Source organism: Denitratimonas tolerans, from assembly GCF_037203605.1.
GTDB lineage: Bacteria > Pseudomonadota > Gammaproteobacteria > Xanthomonadales > Xanthomonadaceae > Denitratimonas > Denitratimonas tolerans.
Genome location: NZ_JBBDHC010000007.1, coordinates 124,519 through 140,164, shown reverse-complemented (window position 1 = coordinate 140,164; position 15,646 = coordinate 124,519). Strand labels below are relative to the sequence as shown.

The following is a 15,646-nucleotide window of genomic DNA, read 5'->3' as shown; positions in this document are numbered from 1 at the left end:
GCACCGTGCATCAGAGCACCGCCGAATTGAAGTCGAAGTCCAGCGAACTGCCGGCCGACTGCACCAGGTTCCCCTGGATGAAGTCGATGCCCGACATCCAGAGCACCGCCGCGGTGCGCGTATCCTCGACGCGCGGGGCGACGACACCCACGGCGCGGTCGTGCATGTGGTCGACGAGCCGGTTGAACGCACTGCGCTGCTCGCTGTCGCCCAGTCGGGTGATCAGGTCGGGGGCGACCTTGACCAGATCAACCGGCAGCACGTGGAGGATGCCGTCCTGGTCTTCGCTGCCGCGATAGCGGCTCAGGCAAAAGCGCACGCCGCGCACGACAAGATCGGTGCACACCGCATGCACCCGATCCAGGTCGAGGCCGATTTCGTCGGCATCGATCTCGACCACCAGGGATTCCCCGAGCTGTCCGGGGCCGGAGATCCGCTCGGCCATCCAGGTGACGTAACCGTCCTGGCACAGGGCCTCCACCGACTGGTTGACGAAGAGCGTCACGCTCCTGGCCATGGCCATGCGGTTGGCGATCACCTCCAGCGCCCGCGCCAGCACCCAGCGATCGAACTCCGGCAGGCGTCCGGCGCGACGCACTACCGGCAGCAGCGCGCTGGCCGGAATCATCTCGCCATCGGGCGCATGCAGGCGCAGCAGGGTCTGGTACTGCGCCTGTTCGCCGCCCTGCAGCGCGACGATCGGCTGGAAGTCCAGATCCAGCCGGCCCGGCTGGAAGGCATCGTCCAGCAGCGCAAGGACCCGCGCCGACTGCCCGTGCTCCGGCGCGGCGGGTGCCGACGGCGGCGGTACCGACACGGCCGGCCGGGGCGCAGGCTCCTCCATCCGCGATGCGTGCTCGGCGGCATTGAGGATCGCCGCAGCGTCGGCGTAGGGCAGGCGCAAATCCGCGGCACCGACGACCAGATCGAGCCGGACATTTTCCCGAGGCGTTTCGAAGGAATGCTGGCGAATGGCCTCGCGCAGCTGCTCGCCGTCGGCACGCAGCTGCTCGATGTCGGCGGCGGCATCGAAGATCAGGAAGCAGCCATCACCGTAGCGGCTGGCCATGGCACCGGATCCGAGCTGCGCCACGATGAACTGCGCCACGTCCTCCAGCAGCTCCTCGGCCGTGGTCAGCCCCAGCCTCTGACGCAAGACGGGTACGTTTTCCACGCCCAGGAACATCACCCCGCCGCGACGCCGCGACGGCTCGGCCTCGACCAGCGCCTGCTCCAGGCGCTCCAGCATGGCGGCGCGGAAGTGCAGACCGGTGCCGCTGTCGAACGGTTCGGGCTTGGCCACCTGCGCCGCGCGCCCGCGGATCGAGCGCGCCCGCCGCACGCGGTTGGTCACCGCCGCGATCAGGTGCCGGGGGCGGATCGGCTTGGACAGGAAATCATCGCCGCCGGCGCTGAGCGCTTCGTAGTGCTTGTCCTCGTCGCTCTCGCCGGACAGGAACACGATCGGCGTATGCAGGAACTCGTCGCGCTCGCGGATCAGCGCGGTCAGTTCGGCACCGTTGCAATCGGGCATGTAGAGGTCCATCAGCACCAGATCCGGCTGGAAACGCTGCATGGCCTCCATCACGCGCAGGCCATCCTCCACCACCTCGGCCTCCATCCCGGCATTGCGCAGGATCGACTCGGCGAACAGGCCCTGGGCATGGTCGTCTTCCACGATCAGGATGCGATAGCGGTCATCGGCACCGGCACGCACGAGCTGCTCGATCCGCGCCAGCACGGCGTCGGAGGTCTGCGTGCCGAACAGCAGCGCGTCCGCGCCGGCGCGCCGCGCCGCGATGCGCGAGGCCATGGTGTCGGCCTGGCACAGCACCATCAGGCGAATCGGACCGTTGGCCTTCTGCCGCGCGGTGCGCAGCGCGCCGGCCACCCGCTCCAGGTCGGCTTCGAATTCGGCGTCGATGACCACGATGTCGGGCGTCAGCGCACCCAGCACCTCACCCAGCTCCTCGGCGTTCTCCAGCAGCTCCAGCTCATAGCCCAGGGCTTCCAGGCGCTGGTCCAGGTCGATCGCCAGCTCGCCGCTCGCGGTCAGGTGATAGATGCGCGTGCCGGCGCCGGACACCAGGGTGGGGCGCGGCGCTTCGGCGGCAGCGGCAGACGATGGCGCAGGGCGCGGCGCGGGCCTTGGCACGGACGCGGGCGCGGACGGCGCCGCGCGGGCGGGCGCGGCCACCGGCGTCGCAGCAGCGACGGCCGCCTCGGGCGCAGGCGCCGGCCGGGGCGGCAGCGGTGCCGCGGCCGGCGGCGCGGCGCGGGTCGCCTCCCAGAACGCATCCAGCGATCGGTCCGGCACCGGCGCCGGTCGCGTGGTGCCCAGATCCCAGTCATAGTCGTCGGACCGCTCCGGGCTGGCGGCGGCTTCGATGAAATCGTCGGGCGGCTCGAATCCACCCCGCTCCGGTCCGGGCTCGGCGGCATAGTGCGGCGCGATGCGCTCGTGCACGATCTCGAGCTTCGAACCCGCGCCGCCGGCGCCCGCATCGGCAAGCAGCAGGCTCACGTCGACCTCGGCGAGGCCGAGCAGATCGGCGTCGCCGCCGTCCGGATCCGCGTCCGTCTCGGACCACGACTGCGGTGGCGCATCGTCGACCCAGCGCCGCCAGAACCCCGCGGGCGGCACCTCGATGCGGTCGTTCTCGCTGCGGCGAACCTCCAGGCCGGCCGGGCGACCGTCGTCCTGCCCGGACTCGAGCGCCCCGAGCAGCGCCAGCAGGGTGCTGCGGGACTCGGCATCGGGCGCGCCCGGCTGCGCCAGCGCCGCCCCGACGGCTTCGCTCAGGGACAGCAGCGCAACGGAGTCGAACTGCGGCTCGGCACTGGACGCCTGATCCAGCAACCGGACCAGGTCGCGCTGCAGCAGCCACACCGAATTGACATCCCACGCCTGCCCGCACAGGTGCACGATGCGCGCGCGCACCTCACGGAGGCGTTGGGCGTAGTAGGCGGCAAACACGGGTGAGCGGAACGTCGTGTCTGCCGGATCAGCCTGCAGGTGCATGGTGCGGCGCGCTTCCTCCCCTGAACGGTGTGACTATACCCGCGCCGGATTGCCGCTGTCAGGCCGGGGCTGACGCGAGCGCCAACGCCAGACCCGGCGCGCCAGCCAGAAGACCACCAGCGCGGCCCCGATCGTCAGCGACAGGAGCAGGCCCAGCGCCAGCCAGGGATGTGCGAACACCAGCGCCAGCGTCCCAAGCGCCAGCGTGTCCTCGCCCACCGAGGTGACCAGGTTGCTGACCGGCTCGGGCGAGGTATTGAGTACCGCACGGGCACCGGACTTGAGCGAATGGCTGAGCAGGGCCGCGCCGCCGCCGGCCGCGGCCCAACCCAGCGCCATTTCGCCCTCGGGGCCAGCCAGCGCCGCGCTGGCCAGAAAGGCACCGGCGGGAACCCGCAGCACCGTCTGCAGCAGATCCCAGACCGAATCCACGCCCGGGATCTTGTCGGTGCCGAACTCGACCACGGCCAGCAGGCCGGAAACGCCCAGCACCCAGGGCGACTGGCACAGGGCCAGCGCGCCGGGCAGTTCGATCCATCCGAAGTAGCCGGCCAGTCCCAGTCCGAACACGGTCAGGTAGGCGCGAATGCCGGCCAGCCAGGCCAGAGTGATACCCAGCGCGAACACCTGTGCCTCGCTCATTGCCTTCTCCTCGTGCATGGATGCAGGTCCCGGAATGCGCGCGCCGGATCCTCCGTGACGGCACGAGTATAGGCTCCGCCCGGTTGACGCGCTGGCGTCGCGGTGGCTAACTGACTGGCCGTTTCACGCCGCGCCCCGCCTGCCTGCGCCGCCGATGCCTCCTCGTTCCCGACCCCGCCTGATCATCACCGAGAATCGCCCCGGCGCACGCTGGCGCGCCGTGCTGCTGGTGCTGGTCTGGATCGCCACGGTGGCCGTCGCGGCGTGGTCCGGCGCGCGCTGGGCCTCGCCGGATGCCGGCGCACTGCGTGATGGGCTCGACGCTTTGCAGGAAGAGCACGCCAAGTCGCTGCAGCGCATCGATCGCCTGATCCAGAAGCAGACCACGCTGGAGCGCTCGGCCCAGGTCGAACGCGATGCCGCGCGCGCGCTGCAGGACACCCTGGCCGAACGCGACGCCGAACTGGCGTCCCTGCGCAACGATGTGGCTTTCTTCGAGCGCCTCGCCGGCAACACCGCCCAGCGCCAACCCCTCGCGGTGCACAGTCTTTCGCTCGAGCCTCTGGGCGACGGCGGCTGGCGGTATCTGCTCATCCTGACCCAGAACCTGAAGAAGGCGGCGATCAGCAAGGGCAGCTTCACCCTGCAGGTGGAGGGCTCGCAGGGCGGCGCGCTGCGCACTCTGGAGTGGACCGACCTGGTCCAGAAGCCCGATGCGGCGGCGCTGCCGTTCTCCTTCAAGTATTTCCAGCAGATCGAAGGCAGCATCGCGCTGCCGCCGGATTTTATTCCGCATCGCGTGCGGGTGAACGTCCGTTCCAACCAGGGCCAGACCGAACAGGTCGTGCCCTGGCCCGACGCCTCTTCCTCCGGAGTGTCCTGACCCATGGTATTTGGTGAAAAGAAAAAGACCCCGCGCGCTGTCGGCAGCGTGGAGACCCTGATCGGCTCGCAGGTCAGCATCCGCGGCGATGTGGAGTTCAGCGGCGGTCTGTACGTGGACGGCGCGATCCATGGCGCGGTCACCGCAGCCGCCGACGGCCCCGGCGCGGTGCTGACCCTGGCCGAAGCGGGCCGCATCGAGGGCGAGGTGCGCGCGCCGGTGATCATCCTCAACGGCACCCTGGTCGGCGACGTGCACGCCGGTCAGCGCGTCGAACTGGGACCCACCGCGCGGGTCGAGGGCAACATCTATTACGCCGTGGTGGAAATGATCGCCGGAGCCACCGTGACCGGCCGCCTGATCCATGACGACGGCAAGCCGCGCCAGCTCACCGGCCCCGGGGCGGAAAACGCCACTGCCACCTGACCGGGAGCGGGCCGCGCGCGAGATTTTCCCCGCGCGCTGTCCTATCCTTGCGCTTATGCACATCCAGTCCCTCCCCTTGCCCGGCACCGCTCCCGCCGCCGCAGCGGCGCCGATTCGCTTCAGCGCCCTGGCGGCCGCCAAGGTCGGCGAGCTGATCCGCGAGGAAAGCAACGCCGATCTCAAGCTGCGCGTCTACATTTCCGGCGGTGGCTGCTCGGGCTTCCAGTACGGCTTCGAATTCGACGAAGAGCAGGCCGAGGACGACATCGCGGTGGAACGCGACGGCGCGGTGCTGCTGGTCGATCCACTGAGCCTGCAATACCTGCACGGGGCCGAGGTGGACTACGCCGAAAGCCTGCAGGGTGCGCAGTTCGTGATCCGCAATCCGAACGCCAAGACCACCTGCGGCTGCGGGTCCTCCTTCTCGGCCTGAACGCGCAGGCCGCGCCGCACCGTGGATCGCTCCGAACCCAGCCTGCGCAATCACTTCGCCGGGCTTGCGCTGGACCGCGCCGAACTCACGCGCCTGTCGCCGGACGCGCTGCGTGCGCTTTGGCCCTCGGCGCACGTGGCCATCGTCGACTTCGAAGGCCATGCGCCGGGGGACGACGCCGGCCCGCGCTGGCTGCGCGGCGCAGACTTGGGTGAAGCGATGCTGGATGCCGCCAGCTTCCTCGGACACACGTCGGGAGAAGCCGCCTGGTTTGCCCTGCCCGCCGAATGCCTGCCGCCCGGACGTCTGGCCGGCGCGCCGCACATCGGCCTGCGCCGCGCCGCGGCACAGTGGCCCGGATTCCTCTCCGGCGTATTCGCCTATGCCAAGGCCCTGCTGCTCTGGCAAAGCCGCGCGCGCCATTGCGGTGCCTGCGGCGCGGCCACCGAACTGGTACGCGCCGGCCACTGCGCGCGCTGCCGCAATCCGGACTGCGCGCTGCAGCAGTTTCCGCGCACCGACGCGGCCATCATCGTGCTGGTGTCCGACGGCGACCGCGCCCTGCTCGGGCGCCAGCGCAGCTGGCCCGAGCGGCGCTGGTCCACCCTCGCCGGTTTCGTCGAGCCGGGCGAATCGCTGGAAGACGCGGTGCGGCGCGAGGTCGGCGAAGAAGCCGGCGTCACGCTCGACCGGGTGCACTATCACTCCTCCCAACCCTGGCCTTTTCCCGGCGCGCTGATGGTCGGCTTCCGCGCCACGGTGGACGATCCGACCATCCGCGTGGGCGACGAGCTCGAAGACGCGCGCTGGTTCGCGGCCGGGGAACTCGTCACCGCGATCGGTGCAGACGAAGTGCGCCTGCCGCCGCCGATCTCGGTTTCGCGCCGGCTGATCGAAGACTGGCTGGTGCAAACCCTGGGCGCAGCGGCTGTGGAGCGACTTCCCGCAGGGTGATCCGCGCCGACCGATGCGCACCCGGCGCGGCCGCGTTTGGGCATAGAATTACCGGGCCCTCCCGTCCGGAGCCCACATGTCCTCCACCTTGATCGCCGTGGTGCTGGCGCTGGCCCTTGGCCACTACGTCACCCCGCTCGCACAACTGCGACGCTACGGCTGGTTTTCGCGCTGGGTCGCCTGGCTGGGCCGACAGATGGGCGCGGCGTTCGCCTCGCCCTTCGCCCTGATCCTGGTGCTGGGCGTCCCGCTGGCGCTCACGGCCTGGCTGCAGCATGCCCTGAGCGGGCAGTTCCTCGGCCTCGCCGGATTCGCGTTCGCGGTACTCGCACTGGGCTACTGCTGGGGTCCGCGCGACCTGGATCGGGATGTGGAGGCGATCGAGGAAGCCAGCGACGATGCGGCACGCGAGCGTGCGCTGGCGCAGCTGACCGACGCTGCCCGCCCGGCCAGCGCCACGGACCCCGCCAGCCTGGTGCAGGCCGTGTTCCACGCGGCGCGCCGGCGCTGGTTCGGCGTGCTGCTCTGGTTCCTGCTGCTTGGCCCGTTCGGCGCGCTCCTCTACCGCCTGACCGAACGCGGTGCGGGGACCGAGGCCGGAAAATCCCTGCCGCCTGCGCAGCTGGCGGCGTGGCAGCATCTGCTTGCCATCCTCGACTGGCCGGTTGCGCACCTGATGACGCTTGCGCTCGCCGTCGTCGGGCATTTCGATGCGGTCCACGCCGCGTGGCGCGAGTGGCACGGCGCGCGGAGCGGACAGGATTTCGACTTTTCCATCGGGTTTCTCGATGCGGCCGCGCAGGTCAGCGTCCGGCAGGCGCTGCGCGAGGCGGCGGCCGAGCGCGAAGCGGACGACATCGACGACGATGCGTCGCAGCCGGCCGACGCGCCGCTGCCGCTGCAGGCGCTGCACGCGGCGATGGCGCAGGCCTGGCGCATCCTCGTGGCCTGGATCGTGGTGCTGGCCCTGTTCGTGCTTGCCGGCCATGTCTGAGCTGCGGCCACCGACATCGCGCAGCGCCGGGACACGCGCATGAGCCGGCCGCTGCGCATCGCGCTGGCGCAGTTCGACTTTCCGCTCGGTGAGGTGGAGGGCAATGCGCGCCGCATTGCCGCGCTGATCACCGAGGCGCGCGATGCGCACCGCGCCGCTCTCGTGGTCTTCCCCGGACTGGCCCTGAGCGGCAGCCCGCCGCTGGACCTCCTGTCGCGGCCGGCGTTCCTGGCCGAATGCCGGCGCGGCATCGAAACGCTGGCGTCGCAGACACGGGGCATCACCGCCGTGGTCGGCTGGCCGTGCCGGACCGATGCCGGCGTGGTCACCGCGGCCAGCGTGCTGCGCGATGGCCGCATCATTGCCACCGCGTACGCGCGGCAGCCCGGCGCTGCCGCCCCCGCCTGCGTCTTCGAGCTTGCCGGCGTCACCATGGGACTGGCCGTGGAAGATCGGGGCGACCTCGAATCCGATGCCATCGCGGCGGCCGGTGCCACGCTGGGGCTGGTGGTTGCGGCCGAACCGTTCGAGCACGAAGCCCTCGCGCGCGACGCCGAACGCCTGTCCGCACGCGCTGCCAGCCCGCGCCTCGCCTTGGCCCGGTGCAACGCCGTCGGCGCGCAGGATGCGTGGATTTTCCACGGTGCCTCCCGGCTCGCCGATGCCGACGGCCACCTGCACCCGCCGGCCGCGGCCTTCCGCGAGGCCTGGCTGACGGCGGATTTCGATCCCGCGAACCGTCGCTTCGCGCCGCTTTCATGGCCCGCCGAAGGCGACGCCTCGCGCCAGTCCCTGACCTGGCGCGCGCTGGTCGCCGGCACGCGCGGCTACGCGCGCAAGAACGGCTTCGGCAGCATCCTGCTCGGCCTCTCCGGCGGACTGGACTCGGCCCTCGTGCTGGCGATCGCGGTGGATGCGCTCGGCGCGGAAAACACCACCGCCGTGCGGCTGCCCTCGCGCTACACCAGCGCGCTGTCCAACGACCTGGCGCAGGAACAGGCGCAGGCGCTCGGGGTGCGCATGCTGACGCTGCCGATCGAGGCCACCGTGGCGTCCGCGCTGCAGACGCTGTCGCCGGCCATCGGCGAGGTGCCCGGGCTGGTCGTGGAGAACCTGCAGAGCCGCGCCCGCGGGCTCCTCCTGATGGGCCTGTCCAATGCCACCGGCGCGCTGCTGCTTGCGACCGGCAACAAGAGCGAGGTGGCGGTGGGCTACTGCACCCTCTACGGCGACACCTGCGGCGGCTATGCCCCGCTCAAAGACCTCTACAAGAGCGCCGCCTTCGACCTCGCGCGCTGGCGCAATGCACAGGGTGACGGCGTGCGGATCCCGGAGGGTGTGATCGCCCGCGCTCCCAGCGCGGAACTGCGCGAGGATCAGCGCGACGAGGATTCGCTGCCACCCTACGCGGTGCTCGACGCCCTGCTCGACCAGTACCTCGAACACGGGCGATCGGCCGCACAGCTGATCGATTCGGGCTTCGAACCGGACACGGTGCAGCGGGTGCTGCGGCTGGTGCGCATCTCCGAATGGAAGCGGGCGCAGGGTGCCCCCGGACCGCGCCTGTCGCGCAGCGCCTTCGGCAGCGTGTTGAACCTGCCCGTGACCTCGGGCTACACCGGCTGAGTCGGGTCAGGGCGCGGCCAGGCAGGCGGCAGCGCCCGGCGCACCCTCAGGACGAGGCCCGCAGGTCGCCGTAGTAGCTGCGCTTGTCCGACCCGAACGGGGTCAGCTTGCGCCACCAGGAGCGTTCGGCCGGCCAGCTGCCGTGCAGGTAGGGATGGTCCGGGAAATTGAGCTCGAGCACGCGGCGCGCATCGCCGGCGAGTGTCTCCTGCTGCAGGCGCGCATAGGACTCACTCATCACCGCGAGCGCATCGGCGGTATAGATCGTTTGCGGGTACTGCTCGATCAGGTGCTGGCTGCGGTTGGCTGCGGCAACCCAGGCGCGGCGCTCGAGGTAGAAGACCGCCACGTTGAGGTCATGGCGCGCCATCTGGTTGCGCAGGTGCATCATCCTGGCGCGCGCATCCGGGGCATACCGGCTCTGCGGGAAACGCTGGATCAGGTCGTTGAAGTCGTTGAACGCCTGCTGCAGCGAAACCTGCTCGCGCTGGGTCGGGTCCAGGCGCGCCATCCGCAGCACCATGCCATCCTGGCGGTCGAAATTGATCAGGCCGCGCAGGTAATGGACATAGTCGATATGGGCATGCGCCGGGTAGGTGCGGATGAAGCGGTTGACCGCCGATGTCGCATCCTCGGGCCTGTTGCTCTTGTAGTAGACGTAGGCCAGCTCGACCTGCGCCTGCTCGGTATAGGCACCGTACGGAAAACGCGCGATCAGGCGCTGGTACACGCGCTGCGCGCGGCTGAGGTTGCCCTTTTCCAGCGAAGCCTTGGCCTGCGCGTAGAGCGTCTCCACCGGCAGGGTTTCGAGCGGATCTTCGCGCTTGCCCCAGCGGCCGCAGCCGACGAGCAGGGCGACAAGCGCCAGAAGGATGGCAAGGCGGGCGATTCCGGTACGTCGGGTCATCGGTGGCTCTGTCTGCCGCGTACGGCGCGGGGCAGGGCATAATATCCCAAAGCCGCAGGTCGGCCCATTAAGAAGCCGTGAAGAGATCCCTGCGGCCTCGCGCGCCCGTCAGGAATCCACACCGCCCATGCCGCCCGATTCTCCCGCCACCCAGGTGACGCAAGCCGCGCTGATTCCCGAGGCTGCAGCAGGCCGCAGGGTCGATCAGGCGCTGGCCGATCTCTTCCCCGAATTCTCCCGCTCGCGCCTGACCGCCTGGCTCAAGGCCGGCCAGATCACCCTGGATGGCACAGTTCCCCGCCCGCGCGATGCCGTGCGCGGGGGCGAGCAGGTGATGCTTTGCGCCGCGCTGGAGCCGGCCACCCGCTCGCAGGCCGAGCCGATCGCGCTCGATATCCTGTACGAGGATGCGCACCTCCTGGTGGTGAACAAGCCGGCGGGGCTGGTGGTGCATCCGGGTGCCGGCAATCCCGACGGCACCCTGGTCAACGCGCTGCTGCACCACGATCCGGATCTCGCGGTGCTGCCGCGCGCCGGCATCGTGCACCGCCTCGACAAGGAAACCTCGGGCGCGCTGATCGTGGCGCGCACCCTGGAGGCCCACACGGCCCTGGTCGAACAGCTCGCCGCGCGCGAGATCCATCGCCAGTACGAGGCCATCGTCAACGGCACGATGATCGCCGGCGGCACGGTCGACGCGCCGCTGGAACGCCATCCGGTCGATCGCCTGCGCCGCGCGGTGCGCGAGGACGGCAAGCCGGCCGTCACCCACTACCGGGTGCGCGAGCGTTTTCGCGCCCACACCCGGCTCGAGTGCACCCTGGAAACCGGCCGCACCCACCAGATCCGCGTGCACATGGCGCATATCCGCCACCCGCTCGTGGGCGACACGCTCTACGGCGGCACGCTGCGGCTGCCCAAGGCGGCGTCCGACGCTCTCGTACTGACGCTGCGCGGATTCCGGCGCCAGGCGCTGCACGCCGAACGGGTGGCGCTGGCGCACCCGATCCACGGCAATCCGATCGAAGTCAACGCGCCCGCGCCGGCCGATCTCCTCGCACTGGCCGCGGCGCTGCGCGCCGACACGGCCGCCCACGCCGACGATGGGCGCTGAATTCCTGATCCCCGACTGGCCGGCAGCGCCGGGCATTCGCGCCTGCGTGACCACGCGCCGGCTGCCTGGCGCATCGCAGCCACCCTTCGATGCCTTCAACCTCGGCGCGCGTTGCGGCGATGCACCCGACGCCGTTCGCGCCAACCGCGCGCGCCTGGTCGAGCTGGCCGCGCTGCCCGGCGCACCGCACTGGCTGTCCCAGGTACACGGCGCCGCCGTGCACGAGGTCACCACCCGCGCGCCCGGCCCCGACGAACCGGAAGCCGACGCCGCCGTCACCCGCGTTCCCGGCGCGGTGCTGGGCGTGCTCAGCGCCGATTGCCTGCCGGTGCTGTTCGCCGCACGCGATGGTTCGGTGGTCGCTGCCGCACACGCCGGCTGGCGCGGCCTCGCGGCCGGCGTGCTGGAAGCCACCGTCGCGGCGATGCGCGCGCCGCCCGGCGAAATCCTTGCGTGGCTGGGACCGGCGGCCGGCCCGGCCCGCTATGAGATCGGCAGCGAAGTGCGCGCCGCCTTCGTCGACGCGGACGCCGCCGCCACCGCGTGCTTCATCCCGACCCGCGCCGGGCACTTCCTGATCGACCTCTACGCGCTCGCCCGCCGACGCCTGGCCGCGGCCGGCATAGCGCGCGTCCATGGCGGCAGCCTGTGCACCCTTTCCGACCCGGCGCGCTTCTATTCGTACCGCCGCGACGGCCGCACCGGGCGCATGGCGGCACTGGTGTGGCGCGAAGGCCGACCTCCGCCGGCGAACGGTGCGCATGATCCGGCGGCGTCCCGGCCTGCCGATCGGTGTGTGAAGCGCCGGTGAAACCGGCCGTCCGAACGATGCCCTGATTTGCCCTCACTCTCCGTATGACTATGCGATGATCGCCATCGATGACGTGCCGGGGCGGCAGGATTGTGGTTCTTGATGCGCGTCGTTCGATTGATTCTGGGAGCAAGACAAATGAAACAACGATTCTGGGTGGGCGTGGCAATTGTCGTAGTGACTGCACTTGGCGCGCAGGCGGCCGTGGCGCGGGACAAGCCATCTATCGGTGTGGCGGAATTCCGCAACGAATCCGGCGCGGGCTGGTGGGGTGGCGGCGTGGGTTGGGAGCTGTCGGGGATGCTGGCCAACGAACTGGCCGCAACGCGCAGCTTCAGCGTGGTGGAGCGCAGCAAGCTCGAAGCCGTGCTGAACGAGCAGGATCTGGGCGCGTCAGGCCGGGTCAGGGCCGGCACCAGCGCCAAGATCGGCCAACTCACCGGTGCCCAGTACCTCGTGATGGGCACCGTGACTTCTTATGAAGAAAACGTGAAAGACACCGGCGGCGGCATCAGCTACCGCGGCATTTCGCTGGGCGGCAAGAGCGAGAACGCCTATGTCGCCGTGGATATCCGGGTGGTGGATACGACCACCGGCGAGATCGCCTACACGCGCACCATCGAAGGCAACGCCAAGGGCGGCGGAATGCGGGTCGGGCTGTTCCGCGGCGGCTTCGGCGGCAACCTGGCCAGCCAGAACAAGACGCCCGCCGGCAAGGCCATCCGCGCCGCGCTGGTGCTCACCACCGACTACCTGGAATGCGTGATGGTGAAGCAGGACGGCTGTGAACGCGACTTCGATGCCGCCGACGACCGCCGCCGCGCAAAGACCCGCAGCGCGCTGAGCATCGACTGAGCCACGGGTTCCGCCACAGCGGCAGCGCCGCGTGCACGGAAAAGGCCGCCGGAGCGATCCGGCGGCCTTTTCGTTGCCGCACTGGTCTTGAACCGCCCCTGCCCGCCCGCATCTTTCCTCCATTGCGGTGCCTTGCACCCTCAATTTTCCGGGAAAATCCGATGCGAATGGACAAACTCACCTCGCGCTTCCAGCAGGCCCTGGCCGACGCCCAGTCGCTGGCGGTCGGGCGCGACCACAACCTGCTCGAACCCGCGCACCTGATGCAGGCGCTGATCGATCAGCAGGGCGGATCGACCCTGCCGCTCCTGACCCAGGCCGGTGCCAACGCGGGCGCGCTGCGCGCGCGCATCGCGCAGGCGCTCGACGCCCTGCCCGGCGTGCGCGGGCAAGAGGGCAACATCAGCGTTTCCAACGACCTCAACCGCCTGCTCAACCTCACCGACAAACTCGCCCAGCAGCGCGGCGATGCCTTCATCGCCAGCGAGCTGTTCGTGCTGGCGGCGCTGGAGGACAAGGGTGCCGTGGGCGAGGCGCTCAAGGCGGCCGGCGTGCAGAAAGCGCGGCTGGAAGCGGCCATCGAGAAGATTCGCGGAGGAGAAACCGTGCAGTCGGAAAACGCCGAAGACCAGCGCCAGGCGCTGGAGAAGTACACCATCGACCTCACCGCGCGGGCCGAGTCGGGCAAGCTCGACCCGGTGATCGGTCGCGACGAGGAAATCCGCCGCGTCATTCAGGTGCTGCAGCGACGCACCAAGAACAACCCGGTGCTGATCGGCGAACCGGGCGTGGGCAAGACCGCCATTGCCGAGGGTCTGGCGCAGCGCATCGTCAAGGGTGAAGTGCCCGAGGGCCTGCGCGGCAAGCGCGTGCTCTCGCTCGACATGGGCGCGCTGATCGCCGGGGCCAAGTTCCGCGGCGAGTTCGAGGAGCGCCTCAAGGCCGTGCTCAACGATCTGGCCAAGAACGAGGGCCAGATCATCCTGTTCATCGACGAGCTGCACACCATGGTCGGTGCCGGCAAGGCCGAGGGCGCGATGGACGCCGGCAACATGCTGAAGCCTGCGCTGGCGCGCGGCGAGCTGCACTGCGTGGGTGCCACCACGCTGGACGAATACCGCAAGTACATCGAAAAGGACGCCGCGCTCGAGCGCCGCTTCCAGAAGGTGTTCGTGGGCGAGCCCAGCGTCGAGGACACCATCGCCATCCTGCGCGGGTTGAAGGAGCGCTACGCCGTGCACCACGGCGTGGAAATCACCGACCCGGCCATCGTCGCTGCTGCCACCCTCAGCCACCGCTACATCTCCGATCGCCAGCTGCCCGACAAGGCCATCGACCTGATGGACGAGGCCGCGTCACGCATCCGCATGGAGATCGACTCCAAGCCCGAAGAGCTGGACCGCAAGGAGCGTCGCCTGATCCAGCTGAAGATCCAGCGCGAGGCGCTGAAGAAGGAAAAGGACAGCGAATCCAGACAGCGCCTGGCCGATCTGGAGGCGGAAATCGCCGTACTCGAGCGCGAGTACAACGACCTGGAGGAAGTCTGGAAGGCCGAGAAGGCCACGCTGCAGGGCGCAACGAAGATCAAGGAAGAGATCGAAGCCGCGCGGCTGGAACTGGAAGCCGCCCAGCGCCGCCAGGACTACGCCCGCATGAGCGAGATCCAGTACGGCCAGCTGCCGGAGCTGGAAAAGCGGCTCCACGCCGCGCAGGAAGCCGAGACCCGCGGCTTCACCCTGCTGCAGGATAAGGTCACCGCCGAGGAAATCGCCCAGGTGGTGGCGCGCTGGACCGGCATCCCGGTGTCGAAGATGCTCGAAGGCGAGCGCGACAAGCTGCTGCGCATGGAAGACGAGCTGCACCAGCGCGTGGTCGGCCAGGACGAGGCGGTGCACGCCGTCTCCGACGCCATCCGCCGCGCGCGCGCCGGCCTTTCCGACCCGAACCGGCCCAGCGGCAGCTTCCTGTTCCTCGGCCCCACGGGCGTGGGCAAGACCGAGCTGTGCAAGGCGCTGGCCGGCTTCCTGTTCGACACCGACGAAGCCATGGTGCGCATCGACATGAGCGAGTTCATGGAGAAGCACTCCGTGAGCCGCCTGATCGGCGCGCCTCCCGGCTACGTGGGCTATGAGGAAGGTGGCTATCTGACCGAGGCCGTGCGCCGTCGCCCCTACAGCGTGATCCTGCTCGATGAAGTTGAGAAAGCCCATCCGGACGTCTTCAACGTGCTTCTGCAGGTGCTCGACGACGGTCGCCTCACCGACGGCCAGGGCCGCACCGTGGACTTCCGCAACACCGTGATCGTCCTCACCTCGAACCTCGGATCACACCTGATCCAGGACATGCCCGGCTCCACCGAGGAGGAGTACGTCCAGATGAAGGCCGCGGTGATGGGCGTGGTGCAGGGCGCGTTCCGCCCCGAGTTCATCAACCGGCTCGATGAAATCGTCGTCTTCCGCCCGCTCGACAAGGCCCAGATCCGCCAGATCGCCCGCATCCAGATCACCCAGCTCGAAAAGCGCCTGGCCGAACGCCAGCTCAGGCTGGAAATCAGCGAGGCTGCACTCGATCTCCTCGGCAACGTCGGCTTCGACCCGGTCTACGGCGCCCGCCCGCTCAAGCGTGCGATCCAGCAGCAGCTGGAAAACCCGCTGGCCCGACAGATCCTCGAAGGCGTCTTCGCCAGCGGCGACGCCATCGCGGTGGAAGCCGAAGGCGGGCATCTGGTGTTCAAGAAGACGTAACACCGCCTCGGCACAGGTTGGCGGTTCCCTCGGATTTGATCCGAGGGAACCCCAACGTCGCCGTGCAGGATTGATGCGATGCCGGGATTCGCAAGCTCATCTCAACCGATCGCCGCGTTTCTTTCGCCGCAGGCTTGAGGGGTCTTCTCTGGTGACGTGAAGCGCGCTGGGAGGCGCGCCATGCTGAACAATCAGCTCGGCTGTTGGTGAAGCCAAGGTCGCACAGTTCGAGTGC

The 15,646-nt window shown here is 69.7% G+C and carries 13 protein-coding genes; 10 read left to right on the top strand and 3 right to left on the bottom strand.

Translation table 11 applies throughout. The features are described from left to right. Nucleotides 1–10 precede the first annotated feature (10 nt). Both WB794_RS06795 and WB794_RS06790 read right to left on the bottom strand, forming a co-directional pair. The gene (locus WB794_RS06795) at nucleotides 11–3,022 is read right to left on the bottom strand and encodes an EAL domain-containing protein (RefSeq protein ID WP_337335093.1); all 3,012 of its coding nucleotides are present in this window, start codon (nucleotides 3,020–3,022) and stop codon (nucleotides 11–13) included. 33 nt (nucleotides 3,023–3,055) lie between these two features. Next, on the bottom strand, nucleotides 3,056–3,664 hold the full coding sequence (locus WB794_RS06790; protein WP_337335092.1) for a DUF4126 domain-containing protein: 609 nt from the start codon (nucleotides 3,662–3,664) through the stop codon (nucleotides 3,056–3,058). 154 nt (nucleotides 3,665–3,818) lie between these two features. Here WB794_RS06790 and WB794_RS06785 point away from each other — a divergent pair, with 154 nt between their 5' ends. The 6 genes from WB794_RS06785 to WB794_RS06760 all read left to right on the top strand — a co-directional run bounded on the left by WB794_RS06785 (nucleotide 3,819) and on the right by WB794_RS06760 (nucleotide 8,980). Then, a complete protein-coding gene (locus tag WB794_RS06785; RefSeq protein WP_337335091.1) occupies nucleotides 3,819–4,547 on the top strand; it encodes a DUF6776 family protein in 729 nt (242 codons plus the stop codon). Between the two features lie 3 nt (nucleotides 4,548–4,550). After that, entirely contained in the window at nucleotides 4,551–4,973 is a 423-nt protein-coding gene (locus tag WB794_RS06780; RefSeq protein WP_337335090.1) for a bactofilin family protein, read from the top strand. 55 nt (nucleotides 4,974–5,028) lie between these two features. Then, nucleotides 5,029–5,406, top strand: coding sequence for an iron-sulfur cluster insertion protein ErpA (gene erpA, locus WB794_RS06775; RefSeq protein WP_337335089.1), 378 nt, complete (start codon nucleotides 5,029–5,031; stop codon nucleotides 5,404–5,406). Between the two features lie 21 nt (nucleotides 5,407–5,427). Further along, on the top strand, nucleotides 5,428–6,360 hold the full coding sequence (gene nudC / locus WB794_RS06770) for an NAD(+) diphosphatase (RefSeq protein ID WP_337335088.1): 933 nt from the start codon (nucleotides 5,428–5,430) through the stop codon (nucleotides 6,358–6,360). Nucleotides 6,361–6,436: 76 nt separating this feature from the next. Further along, the gene (locus WB794_RS06765) at nucleotides 6,437–7,354 is read left to right on the top strand and encodes a hypothetical protein (protein WP_337335087.1); all 918 of its coding nucleotides are present in this window, start codon (nucleotides 6,437–6,439) and stop codon (nucleotides 7,352–7,354) included. Nucleotides 7,355–7,393: 39 nt separating this feature from the next. Further along, complete coding sequence (locus WB794_RS06760; protein WP_337335086.1) at nucleotides 7,394–8,980, top strand: NAD+ synthase; 1,587 nt, start codon at nucleotides 7,394–7,396, stop codon at nucleotides 8,978–8,980. 46 nt (nucleotides 8,981–9,026) lie between these two features. Here WB794_RS06760 and WB794_RS06755 read toward each other — a convergent pair whose 3' ends face one another. Continuing rightward, a complete protein-coding gene (locus WB794_RS06755; RefSeq protein ID WP_337335085.1) occupies nucleotides 9,027–9,887 on the bottom strand; it encodes an outer membrane protein assembly factor BamD in 861 nt (286 codons plus the stop codon). A 127-nt stretch (nucleotides 9,888–10,014) separates the two neighbouring features. Between WB794_RS06755 and rluD the strand changes: the two genes are divergently transcribed. The 4 genes from rluD to clpB all read left to right on the top strand — a co-directional run bounded on the left by rluD (nucleotide 10,015) and on the right by clpB (nucleotide 15,411). Further along, the gene (rluD, locus tag WB794_RS06750) at nucleotides 10,015–11,001 is read left to right on the top strand and encodes a 23S rRNA pseudouridine(1911/1915/1917) synthase RluD (protein ID WP_337335084.1); all 987 of its coding nucleotides are present in this window, start codon (nucleotides 10,015–10,017) and stop codon (nucleotides 10,999–11,001) included. Next, entirely contained in the window at nucleotides 10,991–11,812 is an 822-nt protein-coding gene (gene pgeF, locus WB794_RS06745; protein WP_337335083.1) for a peptidoglycan editing factor PgeF, read from the top strand. Before rluD ends, pgeF begins: the two co-directional genes overlap by 11 nt. A 138-nt stretch (nucleotides 11,813–11,950) precedes the next feature. Next, nucleotides 11,951–12,667, top strand: coding sequence for a CsgG/HfaB family protein (locus WB794_RS06740; protein ID WP_337335082.1), 717 nt, complete (start codon nucleotides 11,951–11,953; stop codon nucleotides 12,665–12,667). Nucleotides 12,668–12,828: 161 nt separating this feature from the next. After that, a complete protein-coding gene (clpB, locus tag WB794_RS06735; protein WP_337335081.1) occupies nucleotides 12,829–15,411 on the top strand; it encodes an ATP-dependent chaperone ClpB in 2,583 nt (860 codons plus the stop codon). The last annotated feature ends 235 nt before the right edge of the window (nucleotides 15,412–15,646 follow it).

What these genes read in the sequence shown, in the direction of transcription:
- clpB (WP_337335081.1), top strand. Translation starts at nt 12,829, where the DNA reads ATGCGAATGGACAAACTCACCTCGCGCTTCCAGCAGGCCCTGGCCGAC.
- WB794_RS06785 (WP_337335091.1), top strand. Translation starts at nt 3,819, where the DNA reads ATGCCTCCTCGTTCCCGACCCCGCCTGATCATCACCGAGAATCGCCCC.
- WB794_RS06740 (WP_337335082.1), top strand. Translation starts at nt 11,951, where the DNA reads ATGAAACAACGATTCTGGGTGGGCGTGGCAATTGTCGTAGTGACTGCA.
- erpA (WP_337335089.1), top strand. Translation starts at nt 5,029, where the DNA reads ATGCACATCCAGTCCCTCCCCTTGCCCGGCACCGCTCCCGCCGCCGCA.
- WB794_RS06765 (WP_337335087.1), top strand. Translation starts at nt 6,437, where the DNA reads ATGTCCTCCACCTTGATCGCCGTGGTGCTGGCGCTGGCCCTTGGCCAC.
- WB794_RS06760 (WP_337335086.1), top strand. Translation starts at nt 7,394, where the DNA reads ATGAGCCGGCCGCTGCGCATCGCGCTGGCGCAGTTCGACTTTCCGCTC.
- WB794_RS06795 (WP_337335093.1), bottom strand. Translation starts at nt 3,022, where the DNA reads ATGCACCTGCAGGCTGATCCGGCAGACACGACGTTCCGCTCACCCGTG.
- WB794_RS06780 (WP_337335090.1), top strand. Translation starts at nt 4,551, where the DNA reads ATGGTATTTGGTGAAAAGAAAAAGACCCCGCGCGCTGTCGGCAGCGTG.
- pgeF (WP_337335083.1), top strand. Translation starts at nt 10,991, where the DNA reads ATGGGCGCTGAATTCCTGATCCCCGACTGGCCGGCAGCGCCGGGCATT.
- WB794_RS06790 (WP_337335092.1), bottom strand. Translation starts at nt 3,664, where the DNA reads ATGAGCGAGGCACAGGTGTTCGCGCTGGGTATCACTCTGGCCTGGCTG.
- rluD (WP_337335084.1), top strand. Translation starts at nt 10,015, where the DNA reads ATGCCGCCCGATTCTCCCGCCACCCAGGTGACGCAAGCCGCGCTGATT.
- WB794_RS06755 (WP_337335085.1), bottom strand. Translation starts at nt 9,887, where the DNA reads ATGACCCGACGTACCGGAATCGCCCGCCTTGCCATCCTTCTGGCGCTT.